This is a genomic window from Paenibacillus sp. cl123 (assembly GCF_900101595.1).
Lineage (GTDB): Bacteria > Bacillota > Bacilli > Paenibacillales > NBRC-103111 > Paenibacillus_G.
The window spans coordinates 339,261-357,594 of record NZ_FMYY01000002.1; the positions used below are offsets into that span (position 1 = coordinate 339,261).

At 53.8% G+C, this 18,334-nt stretch carries 14 protein-coding genes; 12 read left to right on the forward strand and 2 right to left on the reverse strand.

Annotated elements, in window-relative coordinates; genetic code table 11:
* Positions 1-8 precede the first annotated feature (8 nt).
* Together BLR08_RS30570 and BLR08_RS05630 are read left to right on the forward strand one after the other, a co-directional pair.
* Positions 9-776 (forward strand): UPF0489 family protein, encoded by a 768-nt coding sequence (locus BLR08_RS30570; RefSeq protein ID WP_072327485.1) that lies wholly within the window; start codon positions 9-11, stop codon positions 774-776.
* Between the two features lie 96 nt (positions 777-872).
* The gene (locus BLR08_RS05630; protein ID WP_072327484.1) at positions 873-1,655 is read left to right on the forward strand and encodes a DUF5677 domain-containing protein; all 783 of its coding nucleotides are present in this window, start codon (positions 873-875) and stop codon (positions 1,653-1,655) included.
* A gap of 369 nt (positions 1,656-2,024) precedes the next feature.
* Here BLR08_RS05630 and BLR08_RS05635 read toward each other — a convergent pair whose 3' ends face one another.
* Entirely contained in the window at positions 2,025-2,318 is a 294-nt protein-coding gene (locus BLR08_RS05635) for a hypothetical protein (protein WP_072327483.1), read from the reverse strand.
* A gap of 318 nt (positions 2,319-2,636) precedes the next feature.
* Between BLR08_RS05635 and BLR08_RS05640 the strand changes: the two genes are divergently transcribed.
* The 5 genes from BLR08_RS05640 to BLR08_RS05660 all read left to right on the forward strand — a co-directional run bounded on the left by BLR08_RS05640 (position 2,637) and on the right by BLR08_RS05660 (position 9,141).
* The gene (locus BLR08_RS05640; RefSeq protein WP_256257333.1) at positions 2,637-3,710 is read left to right on the forward strand and encodes a hypothetical protein; all 1,074 of its coding nucleotides are present in this window, start codon (positions 2,637-2,639) and stop codon (positions 3,708-3,710) included.
* Positions 3,711-3,729: 19 nt separating this feature from the next.
* Positions 3,730-6,051, forward strand: a complete 2,322-nt coding sequence (locus BLR08_RS05645) for a hypothetical protein (RefSeq protein ID WP_256257332.1) — start codon at positions 3,730-3,732, stop codon at positions 6,049-6,051.
* Between the two features lie 34 nt (positions 6,052-6,085).
* Positions 6,086-6,742, forward strand: coding sequence for a pilus assembly protein (locus tag BLR08_RS05650; RefSeq protein ID WP_083536564.1), 657 nt, complete (start codon positions 6,086-6,088; stop codon positions 6,740-6,742).
* Positions 6,743-6,746: 4 nt separating this feature from the next.
* Positions 6,747-7,265, forward strand: coding sequence for an A24 family peptidase (locus BLR08_RS05655; protein ID WP_072327481.1), 519 nt, complete (start codon positions 6,747-6,749; stop codon positions 7,263-7,265).
* 112 nt (positions 7,266-7,377) lie between these two features.
* Positions 7,378-9,141, forward strand: a complete 1,764-nt coding sequence (locus BLR08_RS05660; protein WP_072327480.1) for a DUF6382 domain-containing protein — start codon at positions 7,378-7,380, stop codon at positions 9,139-9,141.
* A 92-nt stretch (positions 9,142-9,233) separates the two neighbouring features.
* Here BLR08_RS05660 and BLR08_RS31015 read toward each other — a convergent pair whose 3' ends face one another.
* A complete protein-coding gene (locus tag BLR08_RS31015) occupies positions 9,234-9,407 on the reverse strand; it encodes a hypothetical protein (RefSeq protein ID WP_176835422.1) in 174 nt (57 codons plus the stop codon).
* 197 nt (positions 9,408-9,604) lie between these two features.
* Here BLR08_RS31015 and BLR08_RS05665 point away from each other — a divergent pair, with 197 nt between their 5' ends.
* From BLR08_RS05665 to BLR08_RS05685, 5 genes are all read left to right on the forward strand, one after another.
* Positions 9,605-9,802, forward strand: coding sequence for a hypothetical protein (locus BLR08_RS05665; RefSeq protein WP_256257331.1), 198 nt, complete (start codon positions 9,605-9,607; stop codon positions 9,800-9,802).
* Positions 9,803-9,988: 186 nt separating this feature from the next.
* Positions 9,989-13,336, forward strand: coding sequence for a glycoside hydrolase family 44 protein (locus BLR08_RS05670; protein WP_072327479.1), 3,348 nt, complete (start codon positions 9,989-9,991; stop codon positions 13,334-13,336).
* 43 nt (positions 13,337-13,379) lie between these two features.
* Positions 13,380-14,615 carry an S-layer homology domain-containing protein gene (locus BLR08_RS05675; RefSeq protein WP_072327478.1) on the forward strand — a complete coding sequence of 412 codons (1,236 nt, stop codon included), beginning with the start codon at positions 13,380-13,382 and terminating at the stop codon, positions 14,613-14,615.
* A gap of 296 nt (positions 14,616-14,911) precedes the next feature.
* Positions 14,912-16,648 (forward strand): sensor histidine kinase, encoded by a 1,737-nt coding sequence (locus BLR08_RS05680; protein WP_072327477.1) that lies wholly within the window; start codon positions 14,912-14,914, stop codon positions 16,646-16,648.
* A complete protein-coding gene (locus BLR08_RS05685) occupies positions 16,645-18,243 on the forward strand; it encodes a response regulator (RefSeq protein ID WP_072327476.1) in 1,599 nt (532 codons plus the stop codon). Before BLR08_RS05680 ends, BLR08_RS05685 begins: the two co-directional genes overlap by 4 nt.
* Positions 18,244-18,334 lie beyond the last annotated feature (91 nt).

An 18,334-nucleotide genomic window follows, 5' to 3' on the forward strand; every position in this document is an offset into this window, starting at 1 on the left:
GGAAAGCGATGATTGAATGGGAGAAGGATATAAATTGGAAGTTGCGCACTAAAGATAGACGTGTATATCTTATGAGAGACCATAACTGGAGTTTTGCTGCATGGGAGATAGCAAAAATCGATAATCGAATCAAAGAAAAATCCTTAGTTGTACATGTTGATTCACATCTTGACGATGTAGCGGATGGAGCATTAGTAACGAATTTACTGTCCGCAAAAACAGTTGAAGAGATTATGAAGGTTAGTGAAAGCTATGATAGATCTTCTGGAATCTTTAATGAAAATAACATAATGCATATTGATAATTTTATATGGGCATCAATAGCAAGAAGAACTATTGAAGAAGTTATATATGTATCGAGGGATAAGCAAGAAGTAACATCAATAAAGGGGTTAAAACAAAATGGCGGGATAGAGTCAAGAATGATAATGTCGAATCTTCCTTTTGACTGCAATTATAGGCATTTAAGGTATCACTCAATTGAATCCTTTTTAATGTCTTTCAATAGGGATAACTTTACTGATTACGTTTCAGACAGGACGGCTATCCTTGATCTTGATATTGATGTTTTTAACGAGTCAGATCGCGACCCAATGTTAGCACCAATGCATGTGGTCAGAGAAAGTGTTGAAAGCCTATTGAATTTATACCCATGGGATATTATAACTATTGCAATTTCGCCTGATTTTTGCGGGGGAGTATTAGAAGCTGAATTTCTTTTGGAAAATGTTCTTGGAGCTATGAAACTAGATGTTGAGTCAATGGAAAAATGGTAATGGTACTGAGGTAGCATGTTAGTTAAATCATATTCTTTTAAACAGAACTCATGGTTAAATTGTGAAATCATTAAAAATTCTCGGGGGGAAAGACTGATGAGACCTGACTTTGATGAAATCGGTTTTCTGGGTCAACAAATAGATGATATCATGGAGTCTTATCTTAAGGAAAATACGGACGTTTTCGAGTTGATTGAAGAGATTAGTCTTTTTGGAAACCAAGCTAAGTATAAACTAAATGTTCAAGCGAACGAGCGAAGATTTATTGCAAGTGCAAGTCTTTATTTAAAAGTTTTAAATTGTTTTCAATCTACAATCATTTTAGCTAAAAAAGGCCTTGGAGTAGAATGTGCTATTTTAACAAGGTCTCTTTTAGAGGCGGTTTTCCCATTAAAAATAATGTCCTCTAACAAGGAATTTACTGAAGAATTCTTTGGTTCAAATCATAAAAGTATGCAGTTAAAATGGCTTAACGCCATTTTCACTAAAGATACTTTTATTAACAATCGGACAAAGGCTAATGAAGAGTTGCGAGAAATACTACAAAAAGAAAAATTAGAAGATAAAATTAGAGATTTTAAAGTAGAAGAACTTGCTTCAAGAGCAGATATGGAATCGTATTATCAATACGTATATAGAGTGTTAAGTGATGATGTTCATACTACACCTTTTTCCTTATACTCCTACATTAATACTGATAATAATGATAATATAGTGAGCTTTAACAATGGACCAATAACGAGAGACTTAAAAGATTATGTACTTACATCTGCGTCAATAGTATTAATTGCTCTAGAAAGTATTAGTGAAATATTTGATCTGAATTTCGACGATAAAATTAAGTGTTTTGATGATAGGATCTCAAAAATATGGCAATAACGAACAACGAGTGAACAATCAAAATTTGGATTTTGAAGATAAAAATATTAATACTCTTCGTTTGTCGAGGCCAATGAAGGGTGGGGAAGCACGTGTCCTATTATATATATAATTTTCCCGTGTCCCGCTGATGTATTTTAACCTATAAGACAATACATAATTCTGCAAAAACCTTGATATTTCAAGGTTTTTTTTCATGTTCGTAACCGTGTGTATATGGCTCAGGCGATGAATACTGGACATGAGGGCTCGTTAACTTCGGGCATGCAACTTAACTCCAGATATGCTGAACCGCCTAGAGACGATTCCACTTAAGTTATTTCTAGAGAAAGTTGAGATAGTTCGTATATGTAAGAATAAACACGTGACCTAATCAATCTGATTTGCATCAAAAATTTCTTTTGAGAATTTATATGTAGCGTAATAAATAATACTTGTAAGATTAAAAGTATTGACTGCATTTATTTTTTCGTAAATTTCGGCAGTATGTGATTTAATTATTAAACTCAAAATGAATAAATTAATACTATGATTTATTTGTTGCTCAGTTAGAAATTCTATAAACCTGAAAGGGGCACGACTATTAATGCTGAATATGGATTGTATTGTGTTAATAAAAATTTCTTGTTGTTGTTTTTGTTCGCCAGTTCTAATTGTAAGCATAGACATACTTCACCCTGTATTAATTAAATAATTAATTAATACAAATATCGGCAGATAATTACATTTATATACAAGATATGCATGATATTATCTATTGCATAATGCATCGTTAAAATATGACATAAAATTATACAAAATAGTTTATAAATATACAGAATTAAGACTAATGATGCATAAATATAAATTTTTACCATTAGTGTGATGCTAATGGATCATGAAGTGGATGAGCGATCTGTTCACGAATGCGGATGCGGAAATCAAGCTTGAGAACGAAAATGTCCGCAGCGACGGGAACAAGCTGAGTCCGAAAACAACTCCGTGATTCTGAAAAGACGGCAATCCGGCAGACGGCATTTCCGCTCGGCAGGCAGAGCTTTCCGGGCTGCGGGCAGAAGAGTGGCCGGTTTCTGTCAAGGACGGAGCGGCCAGCTGACGCTGGAGGCGTCCATGACTTTGCCTGTCATTATGCTGGCAACGTTCGTGCTGCTGGCGGTGGCCGCTTATTATTACCAGCAGTCCAGCCTGTATTATACGGCCGGAAGATCGGCAGAGCGGACAGCTTATATATGGAATAACAGCAGCAAGGATTATGTGACGGGAGCGGTTGATCCGGCGTTAAGCGACGGGCTGTATTGGCGGCTTACGGCGGACGGGCTGTCGCAATGGTTTAACATAACCCACTCTTCCGGTCCGGTGGGCGTTCAGCTCCCGTCGCAGGCTGCCGGTTCGGCAGGAGGGGGAGCGGCGGGCAAGCTGGGAAGAGCCGCAGCGGAGCTTGGGAGCGAGCAGCGCGGGGAATTGACCTATCTACATTACGGTTTGTTCCGCGTCGTTCGGTCATCGCTGGAGCGTACGGTCCGGCTTCCTGATTTTGTCAGGAGTTGGTTCCACGCCTCTTCGCAGCTGAAAGCCGGCACTTCGTCTCATGTGATCGATCCTGTAGAAACGATCCGGCTGACCGACCTGACGCGGACGTTCATCGCCGAGGTGCAGGGCCGCATCAAGCCGGCCGCGGCGCTTGCACTGATGACGGAGCCTGTTACGGGCTCTGCGGCAAAGCCGCCGATCACCTCGCATGCCCAGGCTGCGCAATATGTGCGCTTGCTCGTCGGCGGTGCCGAGAAGACGGTGCAGGTGACGCCGGAGACGAAGCGGGTGATCGATGCGCTGGACGCTTCGGGCGTGGCTCATCAGGCGTATTATACGTTTAACGAGAAAAATTTGCGGGAAGTGCAGCTCCCGAAAGACGCGGCGCTGCTCAAGGCGGGAACGCAGGTGAAGGGCGTGGTGTGGCATTTCTTCAAGCTGTCCAAGCAGGAACGGGTCAAGCTGACGCAAGCTCTGAAAAACGATATTGAACGTCACGGCATCGTGATGGTGTTTCATGAATAAGCCGGGGAGGAGAAGACCTATGTCCGGGAAGAGAGGGCTTCTGGGAAAGGAAAACGGCGCCGTATCCGTCTATCTGATGCTCATCCTGCTGCCTTTGCTGCTGCTGCTCGGACTGCTGATCGATGTGCTCCGCTGGCGAACTGCCGATCAGCAGGCGGAGCTGGCCGTCAAGGCCGGTGTCCGTTCCGTGCTGGCAGGATTCTCGAAGCCGCTCCAGGCATACGGATTGTTCGCGCTCGACGCGGGCGACGGGCAGGCAGCGAACCGTCTGTTTGCGGAAACGGTTGCGGATAACCTCGCGGCTCCCGCCGAAGGGGAGCGTTTCGCGTGGACCGCGCAGACGCTGGAGAAGGAAGACGGAGATGCGCGGTTAACGGCTATTTATCCGCTCTCGAGCCACCAGATTTTCAAGCGGCAAATTTTGGAGGAGATGAAATATAGAGCCCCCATCAGCTATTCCCTCGAGCTGATCGACAAGTGGAGGAAGAACGGTATCGCCGCTAACCTTGGCCAAGCTTCCCGTTTCGGGGGAAATGCGGCGCAGCTGGAGAGGCTGCTGGAGGAACGCGACAGCCGTCTGGAGACGGCGTGGAAGGAATTTGAGGATATCCGGGGACAAGCCGCCGAGCTGACGCCCTTCTACCGGACACAGCTGCGCGATCTGAATGCGCTCAGCTCCAAAATCGGGGTGCACACGCTGGAAAACGCCCGTGCGGCGCTGCAAAACGCTCAAGCTCAGGCAAGAGCTCTGGAGCAGCAGATAAAAGGAATTGACGCGTCCATGGCTTCCCTCGCGCAGGCGGGAGCAGCGGCTGTTCCGGCTCTTATTCAGCTAAGCCAGGCAAAGTCCGAGCTGAATGCGCAATACCGGGAAGCGATTCAACTGGCGGCTGAATTCGAAGAGCTGCTAAGAAATTTCGCCCGTTATGCGGAATTGCTGCTTGTCATTCGCACGAAAACATCCGCCGATCTGGGGCGGGTTCAGACCGCGCTCGGCGAATTTCAGCAGGCGCATCGGCAAGCGGTTGAAGCTGGCGAGGCGGTGGAGAAGGAGCTTGAGCGAATCCGCGGAGGCGGCGGAGCTGTTTCGGGAACGCCGCTCGGCTCCCAGGCGCTTGCGGATACGGAGAACCGGACTTTTGCGGAGGTTCAGGTGCTGAGCAGGCAGGAGCTGGACACGTGGCAGGCGGATGTGGTCGGGGCCGTCGCCCAATTTGCCGGCTTCGATGCGCAGATGAATGACGGGCTGTGGTTTACGCAAGCGAAATATACGACAGTCCTTCAGGCGCTGGAAGGCTTCCAGAGCTCCCTTGAGGCGACTGCCGCCCGGATGAGTCCCACGGTCATGCGCCAGCAAGCCAGTCAGCGGGCTATCCAGGCGGGCAAACGGGAACAGCGCAGCAAAACGGAGGCCGTGCTAAGCGAAGTCCGGAAAAGTCTGGGTGTCTGCAGCTTGACAACTGGTGCAGATCCCTTTGAAAACATCTACCTCAAGCTGGAGGGAGATTCGCGCAAGCCGGACGCCCAAGGGCTGTTCAGCGCATACATGACGCGCAATGCGGCTCCCGCCGGAGGGGAAGCGGTTCCTGCCGTTCCGACGGATTCCGCCGATCGGGCCGGATTGGGCGCGCTGAAGCTGGCAGCAGGCCTGGAGCAGCTGCTGACGGATGTAAGGGATGAATTTTATGTGGATGAGTACGCGGTCACAAAGTTCAGCTACCGGACGCTGGGTCTCGGAGCAGAGTCTGCGGGCGCGCCACGGAAGTCCAAGGAGCTGTCTTTGCCGGAGCAGCATCCGTTGACGAATCAGGAGGTGGAGTATTTAATCTATGGAGCCGATTCCTGCGCAGGCAACTATTCGCTTGCCTATGCCGAGATGTTCGCCTTCCGGCTGGCGGTGGGGACGGCAGAGGCGCTGCTGGAGCCCAGAAATGAAGCGTTAGCCGCCGGGTCGCCCTTGCTGGTGCTGCTGGCAGCGGTCGCCGAAGGGGCGGTACGGGCCCAGCAGGATATGGCGAAGCTTATTCAAGGAGAGGAAGTGGCGTTGTCCCGCAAGCTGAGCCAGGCCGTCACTTTGAATTACCGGGATTACTTGCGCATCTTCCTGCTGCTGCACAGCCGGGAAAGCGTGTTGTTGTCCCGGATGCAGGCATTGATTCACTACAATACCTCTGTCGATTTGTCTACGGTTTTTACTTATGCATCCGGTCAAGCTACGGTTTCCTTCCGGTTTTGGTTTATGGGAGGCATCTTGCGTTCGCTTGGCGCAGAAAGCTTTGGAGGATGCGGCGACGAGCCATCCCGATGCATGCGGACGAAGACGGCGGATTATCACTATTGATCCAATAGGATGCACAAGCAAGGAGGTGAAAGGCATGCGCCTGTTCAAGTCGAATGCAGGCGGCATGGTGCTGGAGGCGGCTCTTGTCCTGCCGCTGTTTGTCTCGCTGCTTATGCTGTTCGCGTCCATGATCCGGCTCGCGCAAGCCGATATGGCGCTGCAAGCCGTTGTCTCCGAATCGGCCAAAGTGATTGCGGCCAATCTGTACCCGGCCCAGCAGCTATACGGCGAGGCTCGCCAGCGTTTGGCGGCAAGCCCGCCCGGCGTGTGGCTGGAGCAGGCGGTCGCTCAGGCGGATGCCGCCCGCTCCCGGGTCATCGCTGCAGAGACATTTACCGAGGAGTACGGCCGGTTTATCCCCGAGCCGATCGTTCGTTTGATGGCGTGGGAGCGAGACTACCGGGCGGCGGCGGAGGCGGCGGCGGGCGAGCAGACAGATGAATGGAAGCGGACGCTGCGGCGAAAAGCCGCGGAGGCCTCGACTCCTCTGATTGCAAGCTTCGGCGATGCCTCCGTCCTGCGGCCGGGAAAATTCAAAGTAACGGACGTGCGGCTCCCCGACTTCCATAATGGAACGACTGCGGCAGTTATTGTGGAGGCGCAATATGAATTTACGCTGCTCCTTCCGTTCGTGACCAGGAAGATCGTCCTGCGCAAGCAGGCCAGAGAGCAAGCATGGATAGGAGGCTGAAACGATGGAATGGTGGTTTGCCGGTCTGTTGCTTGCCATAGCGTTCGCAACCGATGTCCGCAAGCGTATTATTCCGAATTGGCTGACGGTCACCGGAACAGCCGCCGGTCTTGCAGGCCACGGTGTCGCCACAGGCTGGGATGGCTTGGCCTGGTCGGCGCTGGGTCTGGCGGCAGGCTTCGTTCCGCTGCTGCTGCTGTATGCCATACAAGGCGTAGGGGCCGGGGATGTAAAGCTGTTTGCCGCTGTCGGAGCTGTTACGGGCGCTTCATTTACTTTGTATACGCTGGCTGTTTCGCTTTTTTTGGCGGGAATTATAGCTTGCTTCGTATTTCTATGGAGGCATGACCGCGCGCAGCGGTTCAGACATATAGCTGCTCTGCTGCTTCGTCTTTGGCTGTTTCGGGATCTGGCTGCGCTGGCCAAACCGGCCAATGAGAGCGACAGGCTCCGGTTTCCGTTTATGTGGGCGGTGCTGCCGGGAGCGGTCTACTCATTTCTGTCCTGGCAGGAGCTGTTCTGAGGACATGCCGGGGCGCATTATGGATAAGGTGAGCCGCGTCAGAACGCGATAGCGAGCGGCATCTGCCGCGCAAGGATGACGCAAACGCTCAAATGAAGGAGGTGAACAAGCATTGTCACAACCGCTGTACGGCCTGCGGGTTGAATTTGTTAAGCAGTACGGGCATGATATGGCGATATACGCCGAAGAAGGGCTCAAGAGGGACATGCTGTCCGAATTCCAGCTTCGCATGCTGGCGGCCAACCGGATTCCGAGCCTGCTTGAACTGAAGGTCGAAGCGAAGGATGGGAATTGCACGCTGTATTATAATATAGCCGGCAAGCGGATGCTTTCGCAGCTGCTTCGCATGGAGCCGATCTCGATGAAGCAATATTATACGCTGCTGCTTCAGATCGCGGAGGTGCTTGCAGACAGTGCGATGCACATGCTTCAGCCAGGAAGATTTGTGCTGAAAGAGGACTTTATGTTTTGCGCAGGCGGGTTGGATCAGCTTTATCTTACTTACTTGCCCAAAGAACAGCTGGAGGGTAAAAACAGTGTTTCCGCCGATCTGCTGCATCTGGCCTCACGCTGGATTCATCGTGTCAGCGAGCTGCAGGGCGGAGGATTTCAGGAGCTGATGCGGTATTTGCAGGAAGAAACGTTTAATGTGCCGGAGCTTAAACAGCTGCTGCACCGGCAGCTTGACCGGCTTGCGGGTGCTGCTGCGGAGGCTGCGGCATCCGCAGCAGGCAGGAGCTATGAAGCGTACGGCCCGGGGGACGAACAGGCAGGAGCAGCGACGCAGAAAAGTCAGCTGAGCGACACCGGCATTTTTCCAGGTTCTATCCGGCTCGGGGAACGGCAGTCGTATTCGGATTCCGCGAGAGAACGACCGGCTCCGGCAAATAAATTGCACGAAGCTGGCTCGTCTCGTCCGTTAGACGGCCCGCTGCACTTCGGCTCCGGGCTAACGAGCCCTTATCATCCTGCGGAACCGAAGCCTTCGGTTGACGGCGGCGAGGCGGAGAAGGGGGATGCTCCGCGATTCCGGCGCTTGCCGGTTGCGCTGGGCATGATACTTGCAATCAGTCTGCTGTGGAAGCTGTATGCGGATCAGCCTGAGGAGGAATTGCTGTATGTATGCGCCGGAGGATCATTGGTCATTGTGGCCGCAGGCTTCGGCTTATTGCGTATGAAAGCAGGCGGCGGGCAGTCGAAATCAGCTTCTCCGCCCGCGCAAATGTATGCCCCGCCGATTCCGGAACGTTCGGCCGAAGCCGCCGCTTTCGCTGCTGACGGAACCCGTGGCACTGTCTGGCCGCAAGCCGGAGTTTACCCGGAAAGAAGCGCTCCGCTTCGGGCAAGCCCGCTCATAGCCGAAGCTCCTTCTTATCTTGAAAGCATCGGCTTAGCCGGTTCGACTCCGAATCTGCGGCATTCCACTGGCGCAGGCGATGAGAATGTGGTCACGGCCGGCCAGCGTGAGACTGATCAGCAAACGCTGACCATGGAAGCAAGGCTGGATGGCCGCACTACGATGCTGCGCCGCCCGGATGCGACGGTCGTACTTTCACAGACGTTTTCTCCGAAAGCGATGACCGGAAAATATCTGGAGCTTCGCGGTGGCGGGAAAACCGACAAAATATGGCTTGACAAAAAAAGCTTTGTCATAGGCAGACAAGGAGCTGAGGCCGCTTATGTATTGGATGAAATGGGTGTCTCGCGACTCCATGCTGAAATTGTAACGGAATCGGAAATTGTGACCGTCAAGGATCTCGGCTCCAGCAACGGCACCTGGGTAAACGGCGAGCTTCTGATCCCCTATCAAGGCCGGCGATTGAACGACGGCGATACGATACGGATCGTGACGACCGAGTTTATATTCAAAAATTAAAAGCAGCACCCGGATTCTGCTTCCGGTCTGCCGCCGTGCATCGCGAATCCCGAGTCACTGGTCTGGCCCCGCAGCTGTTTGCGGGGTTATTGCTATTTGGCTAACACATGCTGCCGTACGCTGTTGATGGTTTTCGTTTCGCCTGCATGCTGCCGCTTGGAAGGAGCGGATTTCATGTCGGATTGCTGCTGCCAAGCATGAAGGGCTTCGGCATAAGGTCCTTTCAGCTGATCGGCCAGTTGGCGAATATCAAGCGTGATTTTCATGCTATCCTCTCCTAACGAATGATCTCCCCGACACCATTCGGAAAGAAATGTAAATAAATGTCCCTAACGCGCGAAATTGATACTTTTTCCCTAAACCTGTGCCGCTAACAGTTATTTTATCCCAGTTGAATAAGGAACATAAGTTCGCATATACTGAATATATACAAACAAATGTTCCTGTTCGGGAGGCGAACATAATGGAGAAATATATAGGTCGCACGATTGAAATGGTGTACATGGGACGAAACAATCAAATCACTCAGCGCACTGTCGAGGTTCGGGGTGTCCGTGACGGTGTGGTCCAAGCATTTTGTCTTGTGAAGCGCGCTCCGCGGGCGTTTCTGATCGCCAACATCCTTGCGGTTCAGCCTGTTTTCAAGGGCGCTGTCTCTTAATTCCAAAGGACAGGAAGAATGGACTATTCCGTTAAGCGGGTCGAACTTTTACCTGTTTACGGAGGTTGTCATTTGTTGTCACAACTTTTGTAATGATGAGCTGCAAGTCCTACTCAAGCTTCCCGGTATCCTATATAATTAGGCAGTAGAATAGCAAATGTAGGCAGCTAGGGGAGGCATGGAGGAATGAATGCATGGATGCGCAGAGCTAAACGTAAGGCGGCGATTGCCGTCGCTCTTGTGCTCGGCTTGGCGGGGATGTTGCCTGTGACGCCGGATGCCAGAGTACAGGCGGAGGAGCTGGATCAAAGGGTTGTATTTGCCGAAGGTTTGGGGGACGGGTTTACCGATTACAGCTGGGGGGACAGATCATTCACCGAAAGGGGTGTCGTGCATCAGGGGAGCGTGGCGATCCGATTCAATCCGAGTCTGGACAACGCCCTCTACTTGTACAGTTCAAGCGCTTATCTGCTGTCCGACTACAACACGCTGGAATTTTGGATTCACGGCGGCTCTCTCGGAGGACAGAAGCTGAATGTCATTATTCAGGCTGGAGGTCAAGAGGCCGCCAAGGTGGATTTGGGCGAATATTTGGCTGAAGGCAGACTGGCTGCCGACTGGCAGAAGGTGCAAGTGGATCTCACCAAGCTGAAAATCCCCAGCGGGGTTTTTGACGGCATTATGCTGGGGGACCAAAGCCACGGTCATCAGGAGGACGTATACATAGACGACATCCGGCTCGTCCGCGAGCGCTTCCCGGTATCGGACAAGCAGCCGGCGCCGATCAGCGAACAGATTGTCGTATTCGACGACCGGATGAGGGCCGACTTCACGTATTTTGGCTCGCCCGCCAGCTCGCTGCTGGAGACGACGACCGTGCATGCCGGTACGTATGCGGCGTCGCTTGTACCCGGTGATGGGCATGGGATTTACTTCTACAAAGACCGGGTGCTCAGTACGACGGAGTATAAAACGCTGGAATTTTGGGTGCATGGAGGGACGGAAGGCGGCCAGCAGCTTGATCTGACGATTCAGGCAGGCGGTCAGTCGGCAGCCCGGATCGAAGTCGAGAAGCTGCTGACGAACGGAACGATCGCCGCCGGCGAGTGGCGCAAAGCGTCGATAGCGCTGGATACTCTGGACCTGCCGGGCGAGGTTTTTGACGGCCTGCTCTTCCAAGGAAGAGGGGATGGATCGCAGCCTGCCGTCTATCTGGACGATCTTGTTATCGTCAAGGAGACGTACGAGCAGCCTCGTATGGAGCGCATCGCTTTTCCGGCGGTTTCGCTCGTGGTGCATGAAGGCGGCGACGAGCCTCCCTTGCTCAAAGCTTTTTATGATAACGGCTATGTTGAGTCGCAGGAGCAAGGAGTGAGCTGGTCAAGCGGCCAGCCGGACATAGCGGCTGTCGAAAACGGCAGGCTGAAGGCGTACCGTACCGGCAGCACGGTGGTGACGGCGACGTATGAAACGTTTGCCGCCTCGCTGCAGGTGCAGGTCGTTCAAGTAGAGCCGGAGCCTGTATATGACGATCGTCTGCGCGAAGGCTTCGACAACTGGAGCTGGGGAACTGTCAGCTTAACGGACGGGACAGTCGTCCGCAGCGGGTCGCAGGCAATCCGGTTTGCGCCGAGGTGGTGGCAGGGCGTTTACATCGATCATGAAGAAGGCTTCGAAGCGCGTGATTATTACGGGTTCGAATTTTACGTGCATGGCGGAGACCTCGGCAAGCAGAAGCTGCGTTTTGTCGTCCAGGATATGAACACGATTCTCGGTTCGGTTGTGCTGGATGAGCTGCTGCCTGACGGCATCCGTCCGGGCGTCTGGCAGAAGGTGACGGTAAGGCTGGCCGATCTGGGCATCACCGAAGGCTATTTCGACTCCTTCGTCGTTCAGGCCTGGGACTGGCGGGAGCAGGAGCCTGTGTATATCGACGATATCCAGCTGCTTCGCTACAAAGACCGCCGGCAAAATCCGAAGCCTGTCGTCCATGAGGTCGACGTCCGGATTGATCCGAGCGCCAACCGAAGGGCGATCAACCCGGATATATACGGTGTGAATTTTGAGGAAATCGAGCCGCAGGACATGTCTTCGTTTACCGGTTACCCGGTTGTGCGCTGGGGCGGCAACTCGACAACCCGGTACAACTGGGAGACGAATGTCCAGAATCATGCTTCGGATTGGTTTTATATGAATTTACCCAAGACGAACAGCCCGAACGAGCAATTGCCTCACGGTTCGCGGACTGATCAGCTGATCGACAAGACGCTTGGGGACGGCGGCAAAGTGCTGCTGACGGTGCCGACCATCGGGTGGACGCCGAAGGACAGGGAAGTGCGCACCGGTTATTCGGTCAGCAAGTACGGCCAGCAGCAGCAGACCGAATGCTCGTGGGGGGACTGGTGGTGCAATCCGGATGCCGGCAACGGCATCAGGCCGGATGGAAGCTATATTGCGGGCAACGATCCGCATGACACGTCGAAGCCGGTCGGGCCGGATTTTGCGGCGCGGTGGATCGACCATATCCAGAGCCGGGTCGGCGATCAAGTGAACTATTACGCGCTCGATAATGAGCCTATGCTGTGGCCGTACACGCACCGGGATATCCACCCGGAGATGACGACGTATGACGAGGTGTGGACATATACACGGGACTACGGACAGGCCATCAAGCAGGCAGATCCGGACGGGCAAATTTTCGGCCCGGTTGTCTGGGGCTGGTGCGCATATTTCTACTCGGCTTCAGACGGCTGCGCTCCGGGACCCGATCGGCAGGCGCATGGCGGCAAGCCGTTTCTCGAATGGTATTTGGAGCAGGTGCGCAAGCACGAGCAGACTAACGGTACGCGGCTTGTCGACTACCTGGATATCCACTATTATCCGACCGAATCGGGCGTGGCGCTGTCAGCCGACGAGTCGAATCAGATTGCCGCAAGGCGCTTGAGATCGCTTAAAGCGTTGTATGATCCGAGCTTCAAGGACAGCTCCTCCTGGATCGGGGAACCGGTGAACCTGATTCCGCGGATGAAGGAGCTGATCGGGCGGACGGCGCCCGGCACGAAGCTGGCCATCACCGAGTATAACTTCGGCAATGGACGGGGAATCAGCAGCGGGCTGGCGCAGGCGGAGGCAATGGCGATTTTCGGCCGGGAAGGCGTAGATCTGGCAACCCGATGGGGTCAGCCGCTGGCGAATACGCCGGTCGAGGATGCTTTCAAGCTGTTCCTGGACTATGATGGCCAGGGAGGAAAGATCGAGGGCTTCAGTGTAAAAGCGGACAGCTCCAACGTGGATATGGTTGGCAGCTATGCGGTTCAAGGCCCGGACGGGAAGCTGTACGTGCTCCTGTTCAATAAAGACCCGCTCCCGAAGCAGGCGAATGTGCAGATCGATGGGTATAGCGGGGCAAGGAAGGACGTATACCGGTTTGATGCTTCGAACCGGCTTGCACATGTCGGCTCGCTGGAGGCGGGGGCCGGCTACTCGGTCGAGCTGCCGGGGCGTTCGGCTACGCTGATCGTAACCAATCCTTGATTGACCTCAGGAGTAGAACGCCGGATGCGGAAGGAAGATAACAATGCTTAATTGGCGTTACAAACAACGAATAAACGACAGAGCAGCTGACGGAAGGCAGCGCAAAGTATGGGGAGCGGCAATCGCTCTCCTGCTGCTGACAGGAGGGGCGGCGGGAGGCTCGGCCTGGGCGGCGTCTTTTACTGACATTCCGTCCGGCGCGTGGTATGAGCAAGAGCTTGTCTGGGCGGTCGAACGACAGGCCGTATTCGGCTATGAAGACGGCACGTTCCGCCCGGGGCAGCCGGTCAAGGAATCGGAATTCGTGACGATGCTGCTCCGCGCCGCCTCGGCCAAGGTGCAAGCTCCGGCAGCAGGCGAAAGCTGGTACATGCCTTACTACAATAAGGCTGTCCAATATGGACTGCCGGTGGAAGCAGCTGAAAATGGCATGGCTTTGGAGCTTAAGCGGGGGAGGGTCGCCGTGCTGATCGCAGCTTTCGCCGGGCAAGCGAAGATGGCGGATGAAGCAAGCGCCATTCGCTTTCTGCTGGACACCGGCTTATCGCAAGGCAAAACGGCTGCGACGCCGGAGGGCTTTGCCGCCGACCAGACGCTGACACGGGCCGAAGCGGTTACCTTCGTGCGCAGCGTCATCCGGTATGCGGCCATGCTGGCGCCGCCTGCGGCGCCAAATGCGAAGCCCGGCACGCATGATAAGCCGGCCGGTCAAGGAAGCGGCAGCCGGCCAAGGCAATCCGGCGAAGCCGGAGCGGGCAGCGGTTCCGGCCCGGTACAGCCCGGGGGCTCGAACGGCTCGACGGGCGGGCAGAAGCCTGATCCGTCGCCGACAGATCCGCCTCCCACAGATCCGCCCCCGACAGACCCGCCGCCAACGCGGCCGCAAGATCCGGGAACGAGCAGTGATACCGGCGTTATGCGGGAAGAGCGGCTGCAGCAGGCTGTAGCTGCTCTCGGCCTGACGATGGAGACGACGGGCAGCGGGTACAAGCTTGCTCATCCGGCAGGCACAGGCAGCGGCGTCATTTTGACTCGTACCGACGAAACATCCGGGGAGCTGCAGCTGCTGGATACAACTCAAGCGTCGCTGGTCCGCGGAGGTTATGCATTGCTCCGGTCGGCGGGCATCACCGCATCGGAGCAGCAGCTCGGTCAGCTGATCGAGCAGGTTCAGGCCAGCGGAAACAGCATGAGCCTGAAGATCGGCCGCCAGATCCTGACCGTGATCCGTTCGGTTCCTTCAGGCAGCATAACGGTGCGTTATACGATTTCCAAGTAGACAAAGTGAGACAGCTTACGTATTAAACGAATGAACTAGGCCCCGTTAGGCGCAAAGACGCCTTGCGGGGCTCTTTTGCAGCATTCGCGGCTCTATGCTCCTGAGCGTGCGCAAGCTTTCTGCTGTTTTCGTCTCTCAGTCCCTAAGCATGCGCAAGCTTTCTGCTGATCCCAGCCTCTCAGACCGGAGCTTGCGCAAGCTTCCCTAATTTCACCGCCTCACACCTCCAAGCCATGCTTGACGATACTCGTCAAATTCCCTAAGATAGCAGTATTCTCCGGAGGAGGCTTGCCCTGATGAAGCATGTTCCCCGCAACCACTCGATTCAAACGAAGCTGACGATGACCTTCCTGCTGATTTTGCTCCCGCTGGTAACAGTCAGCGTGTTTGCGAACTATTATTCGCAGAACATCCTCAACGAGCAAATCAGCGATCGGACTAAGGGAGCGCTGCTTACCACGCTGGAGTATGTCGATCAGCTGACCAAAAGCATGGACCAGCAGACGCTGCTGATCGCCTCCAATCCTAACATTGTTGACATCTGGAGCGATGTGGACGATCCGCTTAGACCCGACCTCTTGTATGGCATACACACCGTACAGCAGCAGCTGTCCGCCTTGACCAATGTGAACGGCGCGGTTAAGGAAGCGTTTATTCTTCACGGGGAGAGCGGGAACGGCGTCTCGACCTTGCAGGGCGGGGTCAAGTGGCCCGGCGTGAAGGAAGAATTCTGGTTCCAGCAGACGATGCATGCCAGGGGAGGGCTTGTCACCTACGTCCCGACGAAGGCAGACGGCTTCCGGTCCGATTATTTGAGCGAGGATAAGATTTATTATGTCAGACTGCTGGATGTGCTGAGTCAAAATAAAGAACCCAATGTGATGATTCTGGCGGTGGACAAGCTTTCGTTCCGTTCGATTATTCAGCACTTGCAAACCTCCGACCATACGGACATCACGTTGTTCTATAATGACGAGCCCGTGCTGGAAACGAATCCGCTGCCGGCCGGCGACCGGAATCAGCCGATGTTTCACATTAAAGTTGAAAGCGATTTCTGGTCGATCGAGCTGGAGCAGCCGATGGCCGAGGTGTTCCAGCTGTCGCGCAACCTGCAGCGGTTCACCTTTATCATTATAGCCGTCAGCATTGTGATGGCGGTCTGGATCGCCTGGTTCGTCTACAGCCGCATAGCGAAGCCTTTGCGTCAGCTGGTCGTCGCCTTCAAGCAGTTTAGCAGCGGCAATCTGACTACCCAGGTCGAGCATCAAAGAAGGGATGAATTCGGATTCGTTATGAATGCGTTTAACCGGATGGCGGTCGCGCAGCGGAAAATGATCGAAGACGATTATGAGAAGGAGCTGCGGCTCGCCAAGGCCGAGTTCAGCTTGCTGCAATCGCAGATCAACCCGCATTTTCTGTACAACACGCTGGATGCGATTTACTCGGTGGCGCTGAAGAAGCAGGTTCCCGAAATTAGCGACATGGTGATCAACCTGGCCCGGTTTTTCCGCGTCAGCTTGGGTAAAGGCAGGGAATCGTTCACCTTGTCCGAGACGGTGCAGCATCTGATGTATTATATCCGGGTCCAGCAGCTGCGCAAGGATAACTTTTCGGTGCATATCGAGCTGGACGAAGCGACCAAGCGGCTGCCTATGCTGAAGCTGATTCTTCAGCCGCTTGTCGAGAATGCGATTATCCATGGTTTGGAAAAAAGCCGAGGAGAAAACAAGCTCTACATCCGCTCGAAGCTGTCCGAGGACGGGGATCGGCTGAGCGTGGAAGTCAGCGATACGGGGGCGGGGATTCCCGAGGACAGGCTTGCCGAGATTCGCAAGGTGCTGTCCGCGATCAACAGCCAGTCGTATCAGATGCCCCGTGAGCTTCCGTTCCGGCGCTTCTACGGCCTGCAGAATGTCAAGTCTCGCCTGAAGCTTTATTACGGGGAGGAAGCGGACTTCCTCCTGGATAGCTCGGAAGGTCAAGGGACGAAGGCGACGATCATTATACCAATCCAAAAGGGGGAGAAGGCATGAAGCTGCTGATTGTCGAGGATGAGCCGCATGTCCGGGAGCGAATTGCCGAAGGCATCGATTGGTCGGCCCATCAGATCGAACTGGCCGCTGCGGTAGAAAGCGCTGCTGAAGCGCTTTTGATCATGCATAATGACAGGATCGATCTCGTCCTGAGCGATATTTATATGCCGGAGATGAGCGGTCTGGAGCTGGCGAGACAGATCAAGGCTGAATTTCCGCTTGTGAAAACGATCCTGCTGTCCGGCTACGATGACTTCGAGTATGCAAGAGAAAGCATCGAACATGGCGTATTTAAATATTTGCTTAAGCCGGCGGACAACGAAGAGATTATAAGCACGGTGCTGGAAGCAAGGGCTGTCCGCGAGAAGGAGCTGCTGGCCAAGCATGATCTGCAAGTGATGGAGCGGCGCTGGAGAGAACATTTGCCCCATCTGCGGGATCTTTTTTATAAAAATTGGTTGAATGGACGGTACACCGACTGGGAGATTGAAAAAAGCAGCCAAGAGCTCCTGCTGCCTCTCGAAGGGCAGCTCTATAAGCCCTTGATCCTGGATATGGACCCGATCGCGAAGGACAATGAACGGTTTCGGGCGCGGGACCGTCGGCTTGTCCAGTTTCTGCTCTATACGATCGTACGGGATTTGCTGCCGGTAGAAGACGGCGTGGTGCTGCAGGATGATGACGGGATGACGGCCGTCGTATGCTTCGCCCCGGCCGGCGATAAGGAGGAAGCTTTTCAGCTCAAGGTGAATGCATGGGTCAACACAGTGCTCGGCACGGTGAAAGACTGCTTGAAGCTGACCGCAAGCGCCGGTATCGGTCCTGTCGTCAAAGAGCGGCTGCTGCTCAGCCAGGCATACAAGCAGAGCAGGCTGGCCTTGCAGGAGCGGCTCATCTTCGGCAGCGGCATCGCGATCCCTTACCGCGACGACGGGGCGGTGCAGCATTCCTGGGTCCATATGGAGCAGCTGGAGAAAGAGCTGGAGCTTGCGATTGAGACGGGAGATGAAGCTAAAAGCAATGAGGTGATCCGGAGCGTGATGGACACGGAGTTTGCCGGCGGACAGGCGGTGGCCGATTCCAAAGAAATGCTTTGGAGATTCGTTTGCCTGCTGGCCCGAATGGTCCACAAGCATGGCTGGACGCTGCGGGACACGCTGAAGGACGATTTTGAAGATTTCGAGCAGTTCCATCAGCTGCTCTCCAAGGAACAGATCGGGGAATGGCTGTTCCGGATGGCGTCCCGAATTAGCCGAACCATTACCGAGCGCAGACAATCCGGCACCCAGATCGCGATGAACGAAGTCGTGCGTTTTATCCATACGCATCTCCATGAGGAAACGCTGAGCCTGTATCTCATCGCGGAAAACATGTACATCAGCTACTCCTACCTGAGCCGAAGCTTCAAGGAAGCGACCGGCGAGTCTTTCTCCGACTATGTGCTGCGCCTGAGGATGGAGAGAGCGAAGGAGCTGCTGGCGAAAGGCTGCAAGGTCTATGATGTTTCCGAGCAGGTGGGATACAAGCATGTCAATTATTTCTCTAAAAATTTCCAAAAATACTGGGGCATGAAACCCAGCGAAGTGAACAAATAGCCGGATGCGATTCCGGCTTTTTGGCGTTTCTCCCTTCGGCAAGAGGACAAAAAAGTTGCGAGTAAACGCAAAGAAGTGGTATACGACAGTG